The organism is Kineococcus gurbantunggutensis (assembly GCF_050871925.1).
In the GTDB taxonomy this organism is placed as follows: Bacteria; Actinomycetota; Actinomycetes; order Actinomycetales; family Kineococcaceae; genus Kineococcus.
In genome coordinates this window covers 12,156-28,638 of the sequence record NZ_JBJLSG010000013.1, presented here as the reverse complement: position 1 = coordinate 28,638, position 16,483 = coordinate 12,156, and the positions used below count along the sequence as shown (strand labels likewise).

General features: G+C 77.0%; 14 protein-coding genes and 1 pseudogene. 9 read left to right on the top strand and 6 right to left on the bottom strand.

Annotation, left to right across the window (positions count from 1 at the left end; translation table 11 throughout):
* Positions 1–150 precede the first annotated feature (150 nt).
* The gene (locus ACRYR7_RS03970; RefSeq protein ID WP_432570766.1) at positions 151–417 is read left to right on the top strand and encodes a hypothetical protein; all 267 of its coding nucleotides are present in this window, start codon (positions 151–153) and stop codon (positions 415–417) included.
* Between the two features lie 25 nt (positions 418–442).
* On the opposite strand, the gene ACRYR7_RS03965 is transcribed toward ACRYR7_RS03970, so the two are convergent.
* Complete coding sequence (locus ACRYR7_RS03965; RefSeq protein ID WP_432570765.1) at positions 443–1,333, bottom strand: Rieske (2Fe-2S) protein; 891 nt, start codon at positions 1,331–1,333, stop codon at positions 443–445.
* A 147-nt stretch (positions 1,334–1,480) separates the two neighbouring features.
* On the opposite strand from ACRYR7_RS03965, the gene ACRYR7_RS03960 reads away from it, so the two are divergent.
* From ACRYR7_RS03960 to ACRYR7_RS03950, 3 genes are all read left to right on the top strand, one after another.
* Complete coding sequence (locus ACRYR7_RS03960; protein ID WP_432570764.1) at positions 1,481–2,209, top strand: GAF and ANTAR domain-containing protein; 729 nt, start codon at positions 1,481–1,483, stop codon at positions 2,207–2,209.
* Between the two features lie 75 nt (positions 2,210–2,284).
* A complete protein-coding gene (locus tag ACRYR7_RS03955) occupies positions 2,285–3,625 on the top strand; it encodes a cytochrome P450 (RefSeq protein WP_432570763.1) in 1,341 nt (446 codons plus the stop codon).
* Between the two features lie 3 nt (positions 3,626–3,628).
* Positions 3,629–4,693 carry an NAD-dependent epimerase/dehydratase family protein gene (locus ACRYR7_RS03950; protein WP_432570762.1) on the top strand — a complete coding sequence of 355 codons (1,065 nt, stop codon included), beginning with the start codon at positions 3,629–3,631 and terminating at the stop codon, positions 4,691–4,693.
* A gap of 80 nt (positions 4,694–4,773) precedes the next feature.
* Here the strand turns inward: ACRYR7_RS03950 and ACRYR7_RS03945 are convergent.
* Both ACRYR7_RS03945 and ACRYR7_RS03940 read right to left on the bottom strand, forming a co-directional pair.
* A pseudogene (locus ACRYR7_RS03945) lies at positions 4,774–5,487 on the bottom strand (sigma-70 family RNA polymerase sigma factor); the annotation flags it as partial.
* 144 nt (positions 5,488–5,631) lie between these two features.
* Entirely contained in the window at positions 5,632–6,249 is a 618-nt protein-coding gene (locus ACRYR7_RS03940; protein WP_432570761.1) for a nucleotidyltransferase, read from the bottom strand.
* Positions 6,250–6,285: 36 nt separating this feature from the next.
* Between ACRYR7_RS03940 and ACRYR7_RS03935 the strand changes: the two genes are divergently transcribed.
* Complete coding sequence (locus ACRYR7_RS03935) at positions 6,286–7,062, top strand: endonuclease/exonuclease/phosphatase family protein (protein ID WP_432570760.1); 777 nt, start codon at positions 6,286–6,288, stop codon at positions 7,060–7,062.
* 127 nt (positions 7,063–7,189) lie between these two features.
* Complete coding sequence (locus ACRYR7_RS03930; RefSeq protein ID WP_432570759.1) at positions 7,190–8,959, top strand: GGDEF domain-containing protein; 1,770 nt, start codon at positions 7,190–7,192, stop codon at positions 8,957–8,959.
* A gap of 64 nt (positions 8,960–9,023) precedes the next feature.
* Here the strand turns inward: ACRYR7_RS03930 and ACRYR7_RS03925 are convergent, their stop codons facing one another.
* Positions 9,024–9,392, bottom strand: coding sequence for an ANTAR domain-containing protein (locus tag ACRYR7_RS03925; RefSeq protein WP_432570758.1), 369 nt, complete (start codon positions 9,390–9,392; stop codon positions 9,024–9,026).
* 87 nt (positions 9,393–9,479) lie between these two features.
* Positions 9,480–11,441, bottom strand: coding sequence for a glycoside hydrolase family 2 protein (locus ACRYR7_RS03920; RefSeq protein WP_432570757.1), 1,962 nt, complete (start codon positions 11,439–11,441; stop codon positions 9,480–9,482).
* A gap of 194 nt (positions 11,442–11,635) precedes the next feature.
* On the opposite strand from ACRYR7_RS03920, the gene ACRYR7_RS03915 reads away from it, so the two are divergent.
* The 3 genes from ACRYR7_RS03915 (at position 11,636) to ACRYR7_RS03905 (ending at position 14,943) form a co-directional block, all read left to right on the top strand.
* Positions 11,636–13,003, top strand: coding sequence for an extracellular solute-binding protein (locus ACRYR7_RS03915; RefSeq protein WP_432570756.1), 1,368 nt, complete (start codon positions 11,636–11,638; stop codon positions 13,001–13,003).
* A gap of 73 nt (positions 13,004–13,076) precedes the next feature.
* On the top strand, positions 13,077–14,021 hold the full coding sequence (locus ACRYR7_RS03910; RefSeq protein ID WP_432570755.1) for a carbohydrate ABC transporter permease: 945 nt from the start codon (positions 13,077–13,079) through the stop codon (positions 14,019–14,021).
* Position 14,022: 1 nt separating this feature from the next.
* The gene (locus ACRYR7_RS03905; RefSeq protein WP_432570754.1) at positions 14,023–14,943 is read left to right on the top strand and encodes a carbohydrate ABC transporter permease; all 921 of its coding nucleotides are present in this window, start codon (positions 14,023–14,025) and stop codon (positions 14,941–14,943) included.
* Positions 14,944–14,983: 40 nt separating this feature from the next.
* On the opposite strand, the gene ACRYR7_RS03900 is transcribed toward ACRYR7_RS03905, so the two are convergent.
* On the bottom strand, positions 14,984–16,057 hold the full coding sequence (locus tag ACRYR7_RS03900) for an LLM class flavin-dependent oxidoreductase (RefSeq protein WP_432570753.1): 1,074 nt from the start codon (positions 16,055–16,057) through the stop codon (positions 14,984–14,986).
* Positions 16,058–16,483: the final 426 nt, after the last annotated feature.

The following is a 16,483-nucleotide window of genomic DNA, read 5'->3' as shown; positions in this document are numbered from 1 at the left end:
CGTCGCCGCCGCGCACGGCCCCCCGCAGGGCGCCACGCCCTCCCTTGCGGGCGCCCTGCGCGCGTGGTGCCATCGGTGATCGGGCCCTCGCCCCCGGGGGCCCGGGGCGGTCCGCAGCGGACCGCACGACCGGCGGACATCGGAGTTGCCGTGGACACCCCGCTCACGAGACCCACCCGCCGGGTCCCGGTCCTCGACGCCGCGGGAGACCCCCGCACCGTCGACGTCCGCGACCCCGGTCCCCTCGACACCCTGCGCGAGGCGTACGCCGAGCGCCTGGCGCTGCTCGCGGCGCGCGCCCCCGAGGAGGAGCTCACCCGCAACTCACGGCTGATCCGCTCGCTGGAGTCCGGCGTGCTGCCGGCGCGGGCGCGGTTGCGGCGCGGCGGCCTGGACCCGGCCACGTTCCTGGGCTGAGCCGGGCCGGCCGGCCCGGCGCCCCTCAGGAGCGCGGCGGGCCGTCCACGCGGGCCAGGACGCGACCGTCGGCCACGCGCACGTCCACGGTGGTCTGCGGAGCGGTCGCCGGGCCGTCCACGACGCGGCCGTCGTCGAAGCGGAAGGCGCTGCCGTGCCAGGGGCAGACGACCTCCGGGCCGCCCGGGCCCTCGCGCACCTCGCCGCCGTGCAGGCCCGCGCCCAGGTGCGTGCAGGTGTCGGTCAGCGCCCGCACGGAGTCGCCGCGGCGCAGCAGGCACAGCGGGGCGTCCCCGACGTGCCGCTGGGCGAGCTCGCCGTCGGGCAGGTCCTCCAGGGCGCCGACGTCCACGTGCTCCCGGGCGCCCGCGCCCGCCAGGTGCGGCAGGTGCTCGGCGTGGTTGGCGCCGGCGGCCCACCGGTAGGACAGGTGCCCGCCCAGCGCCCCGGCGGCGCCGGCCACCAGCGTCCCGGCGGTGCGCAGCAGCGCCGCGCGCCGCCCGGCGACCAGCGAGGCCGTCCAGCACGTCAGGGCCACGGCGTTGCCGGTGGCGTGCACCAGCGCGGTGCGCTGCTGGTCGACGTGCAGCTGCGTGTAGTCCGCCCACCCGGCGAGGGCGGCGGGCGCGGCGGAGGCCGCGGCGACGGCCACCAGGCCCCGCGCCGGCGCGTGCAGGGCGCGCCCGCCCGGCAGGACGGTGGCGGCCGCGTCCAGCAGCAGCGCGGACAGCGACGTGCCCACGGGCACGAAGGCCATCGCCGGGTGCGCCGGGTGCCCGAAGGGCCGCCCGTGCAGCAGGGCGCGCACCTTCCCCCCGGGCAGCAGGCGGTCGGCCACGGCCCCGGCGCGGGACGCGACCGGGTCCAGCGCGGTCAGCCGGGAGGGTGCGTCGAACAGGGCGCCGATGAGGCTCATGCCCCTTGCCTACCCCGGTGCGCGGGGGTCGGCACCTCGGGCGCCGGCCCCGGCGGCGCCCGGCGCCTCGCGGCGGGCGCGGGCCGGTGGCAGGCTCGCAGCACGACGTGCGGGGCCCCTCGGGGGCGGGCAGACGGGAGGACGCCGGTGCCGGTCGCGGTGCGGGCCGTGGCGGCGGCCGTGGACGAGGTGGCGGGCCTGCTGGCCGGGCGCGGCGGGCCGCTGGACCTCGCCGACGGCCTGGTGCGGCACTGCGGGGAGCTGCTGGGCGCGGGCGCGGTCGGCGTGCTCGTGGAGGACTCGCACGGGCGGCTGCGGCTGCTGGCGAGCACCAGCGGCGCCGCCGCGGAGCTGGAGCTGCTGCAGCTGGAGGACGACGAGGGCCCCTGCCGCGACTGCCACCGCGCCGGGGAGCCGGTGGGTTGCGCGGACCCCGCCGAGCTGCGCCGGCGCTGGCCGGGCCTGGCGCCGGCGGCGCAGCGGCACGGCGTGCTCTCCCTGCACGCCGAGCCGCTGGCGGCGGGCGGGCGCACCTTCGGGGCGGTGGGGGTCTTCCTGGACCGCGAGGGCGGCCTGGACGAGGTGGAGCGCGCGGTGGTGCGCGCCCTGGCCTCGCTGGGGGCGGTGGGCCTCACCCAGCTGGAGCGGGTGGCCGCCGGGCAGCGGGTGCAGGAGCAGCTCCAGCGGGCGCTGGACAGCCGGGTGGTGCTGGAGCAGGCCAAGGGGGTGCTGGCCGAGCGCCACGGGGTGCCGCCGGAGGTGGCCTTCGAGCGGCTGCGCGCCACGGCGCGCACCGGGCGCCGGCGCCTGCACGACGTGGCGCGCGAGGTCGTCGAGGGCGCTCCCGGCGGCGCCGCCGGCCGCACCGCCAGCTGAGGCCCGCGCGCGGCGCCCGCGCGGCCGGTGGCGCGGCGGGCGCATGGACCGCGGCGCGGCGGGTACCAGCGGCTCATGGGCACCACCACGGCACCTCCCCCCGGCGCGGTCGAGCGCGACCGGGCGCGCACCGGCGCCCCGGAGCTGCTGCTCACGCTGCTGGTGCGCGGGTTCGAGGGGCTGCCGGGGCTGCGGGCGGCCCCCGGGGCGCCGGCCGGCGCGCCGGTGCGCTCGCGCCTGCTGGGGCGACCGGCGGTGGTGGTGCGCGGCGAGCAGGGGGTGCGCGACTTCTACGACGCCTCCCGCCTCGCCCGGCGCGGCGCGGTGCCGGGGGTGCTGAGCCACGTCCTCTTCGGGCGCGGCGCGGTGCACGGCCTGGACGACGCCGAGCACCGGGTGCGCAAGGACCTGTTCACCGCCGCCCTGGCGCCCGGGCGCGTGGACGCCCTGGTGGACGCCGCGGGCGCGGAGTGGGCGCGGGCGGTGGCGACCTGGCCGGCGCGCGAGCGCGTGGTGGTCTTCGACGAGGCCGTGGGCGTGCTGGGCCGGGCCGTGCTGCGCTGGGCGGGGGCGGGCGCCGGGGAGGCGGCCGACACCGCGCGCGCGGCCGACCTGGCCGCGATCGTCGACGGCTTCGGCTCGGCCGGGCCGCGGTTCCTGCGCGCGCGCCGAGCCCGGGCCCGCTGCGAGCGCTGGGCGGCGCGGGCGGTGCGCGACGCGCGCTCGGGCCGGCGCCCGGCCCCCGCGGGCAGCGCGCTGGCGCTGGTGGCCGCGCACCGCGACCCGCACGGGCGCCCGCTGGACGAGCGCACCGCCGCCGTGGAGCTGCTCAACGTGCTGCGCCCCACGGTGGCGGTGGCCTGGCTGGTGGCGCAGGGCGCGCTGGCGCTGCACGGGGCCCCGCGCTGGCGGCACGCGGTGGCCGCCGCCGCCACCGGCGCCCCGGAGGCCTCCGGCACCGCCGTGGCCGTGGCGCACGAGGTGCGCCGGCGGTACCCGTTCGTGCCGGCGCTGGCCACCCGCCTGCGCCGCGACGGCGAGGTGGGCGGGCACCGGCTGCGCGCCGGGGACCGGGTGGTGCTCGACGTGGTCGGCACCCACCGCGACCCGGCCGCCTGGCCGCACCCGGAGGAGTTCGACCCCGGCCGCTTCGACGGCGCGGGGGTGTGCCCCGCGGCGCGCGCGTTCGTCCCGCAGGGCGGCGGCGACGCGCGCACCGGCCACCGCTGCCCCGGCGAGCCGGCCACGGTGCGCCTGCTGGCGCAGGCCGTCGAGGTGCTGGCCGGGCTGCGCCTGGTCGTGCCGCCGCAGGACCTGCGGGTGCCCGCGCGGCCGGTGCCGTCGCGGCCCCGGAGCGGTTTCACCGTCACCCAGGTCGACCCGGGCACCGCCCGGGCGGCCGGACAGGAGATCTGAAGCATGCGGATCGTCATCACCGGAGCCAGCGGCAGCGTCGGCAGCGCGCTGCTGCGCCGCCTGGCCGCGCGCGACGCGGCCGGCGCGCAGCACGAGGTCGTCGGGATCGCCCGGCGGCTGCCGTCGCCGGGCGAGAGCCCCTACGACACGGCGAGCTGGGTCTCGCTGGACGTCGCCGACCCCGCGCAGCGCGAGCGGCTGCACGAGGTGGTGCGCGGGGCGGACGCCGTGGTGCACGCCGCCTGGCTGATCCAGCCCGCGCGCGACCCCGCGGAGCTGTACCGGGTGAACCTCGGCGGCACCCGGGCGGTGGTGGAGGCGGTGCGCGAGACCGGGGTGCCGCACCTGGTGCACCTGTCCTCCATCGGCGCGTACTCCCCGCGCCCGGCCGACGACCACCGCGTCGACGAGCACTGGCCGGTCACCGGGGCGCCCACGCTGCAGTACTCGCGGGAGAAGGTGGCCTGCGAGGAGTACCTGGACACCGTGGAGGCCGAGGTCCCCGGCCTGACGGTGACGCGGGTGCGCCCGGCGCTGGTGTTCCAGCGCGACTCCGCCAGCGAGATCGCCCGGTACTTCGCCGGGGCGCTGGTGCCGGCGCGGGCGCTGGGGCGCGTGCCGCTACCTGTGCTGCCGCTGCCGCGCGGGCTGCGCCTGCAGCTCGTCCACGCCGACGACCTCGCCGACGGGCTGGTGCGGATCCTGGAGCAGCGCGCCGGTGGCGCGTTCAACCTCGCCGACGAACCCGTCCTGGGCGGGCGCGACATCGCGCGCGCCCTGAACGCCCGCCGGCTGGTGGCCGTGCCGCACGGGCTGGCCCGCGCCGCGGTGGTGGCCAGCTACCACGCGCGCCTGCACCCGGTGCTGCCCGGCTGGTTCGACCTGGCGCTGTCGGTGCCGCTGATGGACACGAACCGCGCCCGCGCGGAACTCGGCTGGCAGCCGGCTCACGCGGCCGCGGACGTGCTGACCGAGCTCCTCGCCGGGATGCGCGGGCACGCCGGGACCGCCTCGCCGGCCCTGCGCAGCCGCTCCACCGTGGCACCGGGTTCCCGGGTGGGCACGTGACGCACCGCGGCGACCGTGCCGGCGACCGGACCGGTGGCGCGCACCGCGCCGCCGGCCGGTTCGCCGGTGAGCGCCTCGCGCAGCCGGTGCAGCACCGCCGTCAGCAGGCGCGAGACCTGCATCTGGCTGATGCCCAGTTCCGCGGCGATCTGCGACTGGGTCGCGTCGCCGAAGAACCGCAGCGCCAGGATGCGCCGGTCGCGGTCGGGCAGTTCCGCCAGCGCCGGGGCCAGCGAGGCCAGGTCGTCCACCACGGAGACCGCGTCGCCGGCGGCCACGAGGGTGTCGCCCACGGTGGTGTCGTCGTCGGCGCCGAGCCGGGCGTCCAGGGACACCGAGGAGTACGCGGCCGCGGCGCAGCGCGCCTCGCGCACCTCGGCCACCGTCGTGCCCAGCCGGCGCGCCAGCGCCTCCTCGTCGGCGCAGGCGGCGTTCTCCTGCTCCATGTCGCGCTCCGCCGAGCGCAGCCGCGAGCGCAGCTCCTGCAGGCGCCGCGGCGGGCGCACGTCCCAGCCGTGGTCGCGGAAGTGCCGGCGGATCTCGCCGGTGATGGTCGGGGTGGCGTACGCCGCGAACGAGGCGCCCGCGCCGGGCTGGTACCCCCGGGCGGCCTTGACCAGGCCCAGGAAGGCCACCTGCACCAGGTCGTCCCAGGACTCGCCCCGGTTCCGGTAGCGCGAGGCCAGGCCGCGCGCCAGGTCGAGGTGTTCCACGACCAGCTCCTCGGCGGCCGGGCCGTGGGGTCGGGACGGCGCCGCCGGGACGGCGTCGACGTCGGGAACTAGAGCGGTCACGGAACCCTCCGCATCGGTCCTTGCCGGATCACCAGGCGACCTTCTGCACCCGCGGGCACAGTCGAGCACCGACGAGGGGGGTCGGCAACCGCAGCCGGGGACGGGCGCGCGCCGCGGGCGCGGACCGCCGACGCGGCGGGCTCCTCAGCCGGGGGCGCCCACCACGCCGAGCAGTTCCAGCAGGTGCACGAACGCCTGCGCGAACGGCCTGTCCCGCACGCGTTCGCGCACCTCGCCCCAGTCCACGGCCTCGCGGATGCTGCGCACCACGCGCAGCGCCGGCGCGAAGTCCAGGGTGTGCTCGTCGAACGCGCAGAGCTTGTGCACCACCACGTCCGTGGCGGTGATGACGGGCATCTCCACCGAGAGCACCTCCGTCCAGGCCGCGCGCGCCAGCAGCGCGTCGTCGACGAGGACCCCGCCGCCGCGGTGCAGCAGGTCCACCTCCACGCCGTCGCTGAGGACCTTGAACAACCAGTCCTCCGGCGGGGCGAGCACCTCGTACCCCGCCTCGCGGAAGTGCTCGCGCACGCGCTCGGCGTCCTGCGCGCGCAGGTCGAAGTCGACGTCGTGCACCGGTTCGGGCGCGCCGTGCACCCACGCCGCGTACCCGCCGGCCAGCGCGAACGGCACGTCGGCGCGCTTGAGCTCGGCGGCCACCCGCACCAGCGCGGTGCGCCGCTGCTCGATGGTCGTGACGGTCGCGTTGACCCCGGCGTCGACCTCCCCGTCGCTGACCCCGTGGTTCCCCGTGTTCTCCACCGTGCTCCTCCAGGCCTCGTGCCGCACCCTGGGGGGGTGCGACTGGCGACCTTCAACATCCTGCACGGCAGATCGCTCGAGGACGACCGGGTGGACGTCGACCGCTTCGCGGCCGCCGTCGCCTCCCTCGACGCGGACGTGGTGGCGCTGCAGGAGGTGGACCGCTCGCAGGAGCGCTCCTCGCGCGCGGACCTGACGGCCGTGGCCGCCGAGGCGCTCGGCGCGCCCGAGCACCGGTTCGTGGCGGCCCTGTCGGGCACGCCGGGGGCGACGTGGATGGCGGCCACGGGCGACGAGCAGCCGGACGAGGCCGCCTACGGCATCGCCCTGCTGTCGCGGCTGCCGGTGCGCTCCTGGGAGGTGGTGCGGCTGCCCTCGGTGCCCTGGACGGTGCCGGTGGTCTTCCCCGGCCAGCGCCGCCCGAAGCTGGTGCGCGACGAACCGCGGGTGGCGGTGGTGGCGGTGGTGGAGGAACCCGCCACGGGCCGCTGCCTGACCGTGGCGGCCACCCACCTGTCGTTCCTGCCCGGCTGGAACGCCTGGCAGCTGCGGCGCCTGACGCGCACCCTGCGCCGCTGCTCGACGCCGGTGGTGCTCATGGGCGACCTGAACCTGGAGCCGGAGGCGGTGCGGCGCAGCACCGGGATGCGCTCGCTGGTCAGCGCCGACACGTTCCCGCTGCCGGACCCGCAGCGCCAGCTGGACCACGTGCTGGTCGGCGGCGAGGGCGCGCCGGGCCTGCGGGTGGAGCGCGCCGGGGCCCACCGGCTGCCGCTGTCGGACCACCTGGCGCTGACCGTCGACCTGGCCTGAGTCCCGCCGCGCGCTCGACCGCGCCCCGCCGCGCGCTCAACCGCGCCCCGCCGCGCGCCGATGCAGCCACGAGCCGGCGTCGGACCGGGCGGCGGACCGGGCGGACCGGGCGGAGGGGGTGGACGGGGTGGGCGGCACGGGCGTCGCGGCGCTGCGGCCGGGCGCGGCCGCGCCCGGCGACGAGGAGCTGGCCGCCGCGGTGCGCCTGGCGGCCGCGCTCGCCGGGCTCGCCCCGCACGAGGTCGAGCTGCTCACCGGCGAGGCGCAGTGCGCCCTGGAGAGCGGTGCGGCGTGCGCGTGCGCGCGCGTGCCGGTGGTGGACGCGCGGGGCCTGCCGCTGGGCGCGCTGTGCCTGCACGGGCCCTGCCCCGAGCCGGTGGTGCTGACCCGGCTGGAGGACCTCGCCCGGGTGCTGGCGCCCCTGCTGGAGCGGCGCTGCGGCGCGGCCCGCGAGGCGCTGGACGGCGAGGAGCGGCGCACGCTCGCCGAGCTGGTGAGCGCGGAGGTGGAGCACCGCCGCGAGCTCACCGAGGCGGTGCTGGCCAGCGTGGACGTCGGCATCCTCGTCGCCGACCCCGAGGGCCGGCTGCAGATGGGCAACGACACCGCGACCGCCTGGCTCGGGCAGCCGGTGCGCGACGACCTCGACCCGCGGGACCAGCCCGCCCACTACGGCCTGTACGGCCCCGGCGGGCGCACCCTGCTGAGCGCGCAGGACTCCCCGCTGCAGCGGGCGCTGCGCGGGGAGGAGGTCACGGGCGCGGAGGTGGTCCTGGTGCCCTTCGGGCGCCCCGCCCTCACCACGCTGTGCACGGCCCGGGCGATGCGCACCGCCGGCGGCGAGCTGCTGGGGGCCGTGGTGGCCATGCACGACGTCACCGCCGCGCGCGCCCGCGAGGCGGCGCTGGCGCGCGCGCACGCCCAGCTCGCCGAGCACGCCGAGCACGTGGAGGCGCTGGCGCGCGCCTCGCGCGCGGTGGCCACCGCCGACGACCCGCGCACGGCGGTGTGCGCGGCGGTGCGCGAGCTCACCGGCGCCGACGCGGTGTTCCTGCTGCAGCCGGAGGGCCCGGCGAGCCTGGCGGCGACCGCCTCGGTGGGCGGGGCGGCGCACCGCGACCTGCGGGTGGACGTCGCCTCCCGCACCAGCCTGACGGCCACGGCCTTCCTGGACGGCGAGCAGGTGTTCGCGCCCGACCTGGCCACCCACCCCGGCGCCGACACGCGCCTGGTGCGCGCGGTCGGGGCCGCCTCGGCGGTGTGGCAGCCGGTGCTGCTGCGCGGCGACGAGCCGATCGGGGTGCTCAGCGTCGTGTGGCACCGGCCGGTGGCGGTACTGCCGCCGGCGGTGGCGGCGCTGCTGCGCACCTTCGCCGCCGAGGCCGCGCACGCCGTGGAGCGCGCGGGGCTGCTGGCGCGGCTGGAGCGCGCCGCCGAGCACGACGCGCTCACCGGCCTGGCCAACCGGCGGCGCTGGGACGGCACGGCGGCGCTGGAGATCGCGCGGGCCCGGCGCACCGGCGCGCCGCTGACGTTCGCGCTGGTCGACCTGGACCGCTTCAAGCGCTACAACGACGCCTTCGGCCACCTGGAGGGCGACGCGCTGCTGCGCGAGTTCGCCGCGGCGGCCTCCTCGTGCCTGCGCGAGGCGGACACCCTGGCCCGCTGGGGCGGGGAGGAGTTCGCGATCGCGCTGCCCGGGTGCACCGCGCAGGAGGCGGTGCTCGTGACCGACCGGATCCGCGCGGTCGTGCCGCGCGGGCAGACCGCGACCGTCGGGGTGGCGCAGTGGTCGGCGGCGGAGTCGGCCGCCGAGGTGCTCGCGCGCGCCGACGAGGCGCTGTACCGCGGCAAGGGCGGCGGGCGCGACGCCACCGTGGTGGCGCCGCGCCCCTGAGGGGTGCCGGGTCCCCGCGCGCGGGGGCGTCGCGCAGGCGGCCCCGCGGGCGCGGCGGGGGGAGCTACACGCGCGTCCAGTGGCAGGCCACCAGCCGGTCGAGGTCGCGCACGGTGCGCGGCACCGGCTGCGGCCGGCGCGGGGCGACGTCCCGCGCGCTGGCCGGCAGGTCCTGCACGAGGGCCTGCGCGAGGTCGAACAGCTTGACGTTGTGCGACTGCGAGACGCGCGAGAGCTGCTGGAACGCCGTCTCCTCGTCGCAGCGCGCCACGGCCATCACCGCGCCCTTGGCCATGTCGATGACCGGGCGGCGGTCCAGCGCGGTGCGCAGCTGCGCCACCTCCGCGCGCAGCCGTTCCAGTTCCGCGCACGTGCCCGCGCCGTCGTGGGCGGGTGGCTGCGCGGGCACCCCCGGCGGGGCGCTGTGGTGCATCTTCCGACCTCCGTGGTGGTTCGTCCCGGGCACCGGTCGGCCCCGGGCGCGCCGGCGGCGAGGTCCGGGCCGGGCGCTCTGAGCATTCTAGACATCGCTCAGCGTGACGCCCGGGGACGGTGCTCCGTCCGGGTGAGGGCGTGTCGCCGCGCCGCCGGCGGCCGGGCGCGCCCGCCACGCCCGCTCGATCGCGGCGGGCCGCTGCTGGGCGGCGCGCACGCGCTCGACGTCGAGCTTGGTGGAGCGGTCGAAGGAGTACACCCCGTTCTGCTCCTGGAACACGTCGGTGAGCTGCGTGTAGCAGTACCCGAACACCAGCGGGTCGTCGAGCAGGACCGCGGTGAGCCCGGCGAAGCGCTCGTGGAACTCCTCCTCGCTGCGCGGGGCGCTGCCGTAGCCCCAGGAGGACTCCGCCCCGCGGTCCACCGAGGAGTCGCTGGCGTCGGTGTCGGGGCGCCACCAGATGCCGCCGAACTCGCTGCAGAACCACGGCTGCCCGCCGTAGGGCACCGACCACTCGCGCCCGTCCTCGCCGCGGTTGGTGTGCGGGCGGCCCTGCGCCAGGCCGCCGACCTCCCGGGCGAAGACCTCCGGCTCCTGGGTGTAGTCGTGGCTGTCCCACACGTCGGACTCGGCGACGCGGTGCGAGTACCCCGAGGCGTCCAGGACGGGGCGGGAGGTGTCCATCGCCTTGGCGGCCAGGAACATCGCGCGGGTGACGTCGTCCAGGACGGTGATCCTGTCGGTGAGGCGCTGGTACGTCTCGTTCAGCCCGCACCACCCGATGAGGGAGGGGTGCGAGTGGTCGCGCTCCAGGGCCTCCAGCCACTGGGTGACGAAGGAGGCGGTGGGCCGCTGGAACTCCCGGTCCACCTCGGTGCCGCGCTCGGCGGCGCCCCAGTCGCCGAACTCCCCCCAGCACAGGTAGCCCAGCCGGTCGGCGTGGAAGAGGAACCGCTCCTCGAAGACCTTCTGGTGCAGCCGGGCGCCGTTGAAGCCCGCCGCCAGGGACAGCTCGACGTCGCGCACCAGGGCGGCGTCGCTGGGGGCGGTCATCAGCCCGTCCGGCCAGTACCCCTGGTCCAGCACCAGGCGCTGGAACACCGGCTCGCCGTTGAGCAGCACCGCCTCGCCGTCGATGGAGACCGAGCGCAGCCCCGCGTACGTGTCCACGGCGTCGACCTCGGCGCCGTCGGCGTCCAGCAGCGCGATCCGCACGCCGTACAGGTGCGGGTCCTGCGGCGACCACAGCCGCACCCGGTCCCCGGGCAGGGCCAGCACCAGCCGGGGCGAGAGGTCCAGGTCCGCGCGCGCGGAGGCGGTCAGCACCTCGCCGCCGTCGTCGGAGACCACCGCGCGCAGCGTCCAGCCGGTGCGGTCGCCCGCCCGGCCGGTGCCCGAGCGGCGCAGCGGCTGCTCCAGGTGGAAGGCGGAACCGGCCACGTCCGGGGTGATCCTGGGCCGGGCCAGGGACACGTCGGGCACCGGCTCCAGCCACACGCTCTGCCAGATGCCGGTGGTGCGGGTGTAGAAGCACTCGTAGTTGCCGTGGCGGGTGGACTGCTTGCCGCGCGCCTGCGGCCCCCGGCGGCTGTCGCGGGCGCGCACCACGACGGTGACCGTGCCGCGGCGGTGGCCCAGGTCGACGGTGAAGGGGGTGAACCCGCCGCGGTGGCGGGCCAGCTCCTCGCCGTCCACCCACACGGTGGCGTCGTGGTCGACGGCGCCGAAGTGCAGCAGGGTGCGCCGGCCGGCCCAGGCCGGCGGCAGCTCCACCTCGCGCCGGTACCACACGGCCTCGGCGAAGTCGGTGAGGCCGACGCCGGACAGCGGCGACTCCGGGGCGAAGGGCACCGCGATCGAGCCGGTCAGCGGGCGGTGCAGCAGCCCGCGCTCCAGGCCGGAGTCGGCGGCGTCCACCTCGAAACCCCACGTGCCGTTCAGGGTGAGCCAGTCGGGCCGCACGACGGAGGGCCGGGGGTGCTCCGGGCGGGGGACGTCGCCCGCGCCGCTCGCGGGACCGGCGGGGGTGGACGCGGGGGTGGACAACGTCGTCTCCTGAGCTGCTCGGGGATCACGCGGGGATCACGCGGGGATCACCGCAGCATGCCGCCGGGGTGCCGGGCGGGCAAGGGCGCCGAACCGCCCCCGCGAAGTCCTGTCCAACGTTGGAGGCAGGTGCTAGCGTCCGCGAGAACGAGCGGGGACACCGGGGTCCCCGCACCGGGTCAGGGACGGACGGCGTGACCAGTTCTCCTCCACCTCCTCCACCGCGCCGCGCTCTCGGGCGGCGCTCCTTCCTGCGCGGCGGCCTGGCCGCCGGCGGCCTGGGCCTGGCGGCGGGCGCGGCCGGGTGCGGCAGCCCCCTGTCGGCCGGCATCGCCGGCACGCGCCTGGACCCGGGCACCGTCACCTTCTGGAACCTCTTCGGGGGCGGTGACGGCGCCCGGCTGCTGCTCATGCTCGACGAGTACCGCCGCCAGCAGGGCAGCGCGGAGTCCCTGCAGGCGGCGACGTTCGCCTGGGGCAACCCGTACTACACGAAGGTGTCCCTGGCGACGCTGGGCGACAAGCCGCCGGACGTGGCGGTCTCCCACCTGACGCGCGCCACGAACCTGGCCGCGGCCGGGCTGCTCACCGAGATCACCGACGACGTGCTCGCGCTGGGCGGGCTGTCCGCGGCGGACTTCAACCCCAGGGCCTGGCAGGCCTCCCAGCACGAGGGCCGCGTCTACGCCGTCCCGATGGACACCCACCCGTGGGTGGTGTTCTCCAACACCGACGTGTGCGAGCGGGCGGGGCTGGTCGGGCCCGACGGCGCGCTGGCGCCGATCACCGGGATCGAGCAGTGGGAGGCCGCGCTCACCGCGCTCAAGGAGGTCACCGGGCAGTACGGGGCCAGCACCGCGACGGTCAACGACACCTCCAACTGCTGGCGCTTCCTGCAGACGATGTACTCCCAGCGCGAGGGCAACACCCCCTTCCTCTCCGAGGAGGGGCAGGAGATCACCATGAACGACGAGCTGGTGGTCGACACCCTGGCGGTCATGCAGGGCTGGACGCGCAGCGGCCTGATGCCCACCACGATCGAGGGCGCCGGCGCCCAGACGCAGATGTTCCAGGGGCAGTCCGGGCTGTACTTCAACGGCGAGTGGGAGATCACCACCGCCCAGAGCATCCCGGACCTGCGGTTCAGCATGAGCCCCTTCCCCACCCTGTTCGAGCAGCCGGCCGCCCAGGGCGACTCGCACGCCTTCGTGCTGCCGCTGATGGAGCGCGACGAGGAGCAGCTCAGGCGCACCATGGGGTTCGTGAGGTCGATGCTCGACCAGGGCATGACCTGGGCCGAGGGCGGGCACGTGCCCACCTACCTGCCGATCTTCCAGTCGCCGGAGTACCAGGCGCTGCAGCCGCAGTCGAACTACGCCCCGGTCGCCGACTACGCCGTCTACGACGCCCCGGCCTGGTACTCCGGGTCCGGCTCGAACTTCGAGGAGATCGTCGGCGCCGAGATCGGCCTGACGCTGCAGGGCTCGAAGTCCCCCGAGGACGCCGTGGCCAGCATGCGATCGCAACTGGAGTCCTACGCGCGCACGGCGAACCCGCTGTGACCGGCGCCCGAGCCCCCCACCCGCCCGCGTCCGGCCGCGGACCGGGCCGCGAACCCGAAGGAGAGGTCGTCCCGTGAGCGCGCAGACCCTCGCCCCGGGGCGGGCCGCGGTGGCCACGTCCCGCGACCACGAGCGCCCCGCCAGCCAGCGGCAGCGCTCCGCCTGGCTGTTCATCGCCCCCTTCGCCGTGTTCTACCTGGCGTTCCTCGTGGGGCCGTCCCTGTACATGCTCGTGGCGAGCTTCTTCGACACCAGCCTGACCAAGAGCGGGCTGGGCTCCTTCGCCGGCCTGGCCAACTACCGGGAGATGCTGACCTCCAGCGCCTTCTGGTCCGCGATGTGGCACACCCTGCAGTTCACCCTCTACACCGTGCCGCCGCTGGTGGTGCTGTCGTTCGTCTTCGCCGTCCTGGCCAACCGGATGCGGCGCGGGCACTGGTTCTGGCGGATGGCGTTCTTCGTCCCCTACATCCTGCCCTCGGCGTCCATCTCGCTGATCTGGGTGTTCATCTACACCGCCGACAGCGGCCTGTTCCCGCAGGTGCAGCGCTGGCTGGGCGTGGACGAGCCGACGGCGGTGCTGGCCAGCCCGAGCCTGGCCATGGTCGGCATCGCGGTGACCACGATCTGGTGGACCATCGGCTTCAACTTCATCCTGTACCTGGCGGGCCTGCAGGACATCCCCCGCGAGCTGTACGAGGCGGCCGCGATCGACGGCGCCACCCCCTGGCAGCAGATCCGGCACCTGACGATCCCGCTGCTGAGCCGCACGACGACGCTGGTCGTCCTGCTGCAGATCATCGCCAGCCTGAAGATCTTCGACCAGGTCTACATCATGACCGACGGCGGGCCGGGCACCAGCACGCAGGTCGCCCTGGGCTTCATCACCCGCACCGGTTTCACCGACTTCCGCGTCGGCGCCGGCGCCGCGGCCAGCGTCCTGCTGTTCCTGCTGATCCTGGTGATCGCGCTCGCCCGCCACCTGCTGGAGACCCGTCAGTCGCGAAGGGAGGCCTGAGATGGCCACCGCGAACCCGCAGGCCCCCGCCCGCCGCCGCCGCAGCGGCATCTCCGCGGCCGCCCCCGCGGCCCGCGTCAGCACCGCCGGCACCAACGGCGGGAAGGTGTTCGACCGGGTCGGCTTCGTCGTCCTGCTCGTGTGCGCGGTGCTGTGGCTGCTGCCCAGCCTGTGGGCGGTCAAGACGTCGCTGACGTCCAACGCGACCGCCGCGCTGGGCGCGGAGGCGATCCTGCGCGACACCGACCCGACGCTGGCCTCCTACGCCACGCTGCTGCGCGGCGGGGACATCTGGAACTGGTACCTGGCCAGCGCCGTCACGGCGGTCGTCTCGGCCGGGCTCGTGGTCTCGCTGGGCTCGATGTGCGCCTTCGCGCTCTCGAGGATGCGCTTCCGGGGCCGGCAGCTGGCGTTCGTCCTGGTGCTCGCCGGGATCATGGTGCCGACCGACGTGCTCATCCTGCCGATCTTCCAGGAGCTCAACGCCCTGGGGCTGCTCAACACCTACTGGGCGGTGATCTTCCCGCAGGTCGGGGCGAGCGTCATCGCCATCTTCGTGTTCAAGCAGTTCTTCGACGGCCTGCCCAGGGAGCTGGAGGAGTCCGCGCGCCTGGACGGCGCCTCGAACTGGCGGATCTACCGCTCGATCATCATGCCGCTGTCGCGGCCGATCATCTCCGCGATGGCCATCGTGGTGTTCGTGTGGGTGTGGAACAACCTGATCCTGCCGCTGTTCGTGCTGTCCAACCCCAAGCTCATGACGATCCCGGTGGGCCTGGCCACCGTGCAGGGCTCCTACGGCCAGCGCTTCGCGGACATCCAGGCCTCCACCGTCCTGGGCGCGCTGCCGCTGGTGGTCCTGTTCCTGGTCTTCCAGCGCCGCATCGTCGAGGGCATCGCCGGGACGGGCCTGAAGGGCTGACCCGCCCCGGGCGCGCCCGCACGGCCCCCGCCGACCACGGTCAGCGGGGGCCGTGCGGCTGCCAGCCCAGCGCCGGCCCCAGCCGGGTGGCGGTGTCGGTGAGGATCTGCTCGTAGTCCTCGCGCGCGAACCCGAAGGGCAGCGCGAACACCACCTCGCGCACCTCCCGGTACCCCGGGTGCGCGTGCAGCGCCGCGGCGACCTCCTCGGAGGGCCCCACCAGGTCCGGGGCGAACAGCAGCCGCGCGGGTCCCTGCGGCTCGCGGGTGCGGGGCGTGCGCGCCGCCGCGTACGCCGCGTAGCGCTCGCGCTGGGCCGCCGTGGCGCTGTCCGTGGGCACCACCACCAGGCCCTGCGAGACGCGGGCCGCGGCCCCGGCCGGGTGCACGGCGCGGAACGCGCGCACCTGCTCGGCCTGGATCTCGCCGAAGTCCCACGGGCCCTCGCCCGGCGCCTTCACCACGCTGGAGGTCAGCAGGTTCAGCCCGTTCTCCCCCGCCCAGCGCGCCGAGCGGGTGCTGCCGGCGCCGTACCAGACGCGCCGCACCAGCCCGGCCGCGTGCGGCTGGACCTGCTCGGACCACGTCTCCACGCCCTCGGTGCCGCTGAAGGTGCTGGCCGGTTCCCCGCGCAGCAGCCGCAGCAGCCGCAGCACCCGCCCGTACCCGAAGTCCTCCAGGTCCGCCGTGCCCGGGTACAGCGCCTCGCGCACCTCCTCGAAGCGCATCGGCGGGCCGACGCTCACCCCCGGCTCCAGGCGCCCGCCGGAGAGCAGGTCCACGGTCGCCAGGTCCTCGGCCAGGCGCAGCGGGTTCTCCCACCCCAGCGGCGTCACCGCCGTGCCCAGGTGGATGCGGCTCGTGCGCTGGGAGGCGGCCGCCAGCACCGCCACCGGCGAGGAGATGCCGTGCTGCAGGTGCCGGTGGCGCAGCCAGGCGCTGTCGAAGCCGAGCTGCTCGCCCAGCTCGATGACCGCGAGGGTGTCGCGGTGGCCCGCGGCCGGGTCGGCCGGGTCGAACGAGCCGATGGTGAGGAACCCCATCCGCTCCAGCGGTGCTCCCTCGCGCGGCACGGCGGCCCCCTCGTCGTCGGCACGGACCTGCGGTCCGGACATCCTCCCCGCTGCGGGGCGCCGGGCGCCACGGGAGGTCCCGGTGCGGGCCCCGCGCGCACCGCCCGCCCCGCGCGCACCACCCGCCCCGCGGGCACCGCGGGCACGGCACGGGCACGGCACAGCCCTGCCCTCCCGTGACGGCGCTCCGCCGTCGCCGCGCGTGGCGTGGTGACCCGCGGGGGGCGGCGGGAGCACCATGGGGCGATCCAGAGCCGGCGCGGGGACGGCCGGACCGCGCCGGCGCAGGGACGGCCGAGGGGGTGGCGTGGTGGAACCCGAGGGCAGCGGCGTGGTGACGGTGTTCGGCGAGGACTCCTGCGAGGCGGAGTGCTTCTACTGCCGGGGGCCGGAGACCGACTGAGGGACCGCCCGGGCACCGGGTCCCGGGGCGTGCTCCGGGACCCGGTCCCCGGGCGGGCGGGTGCC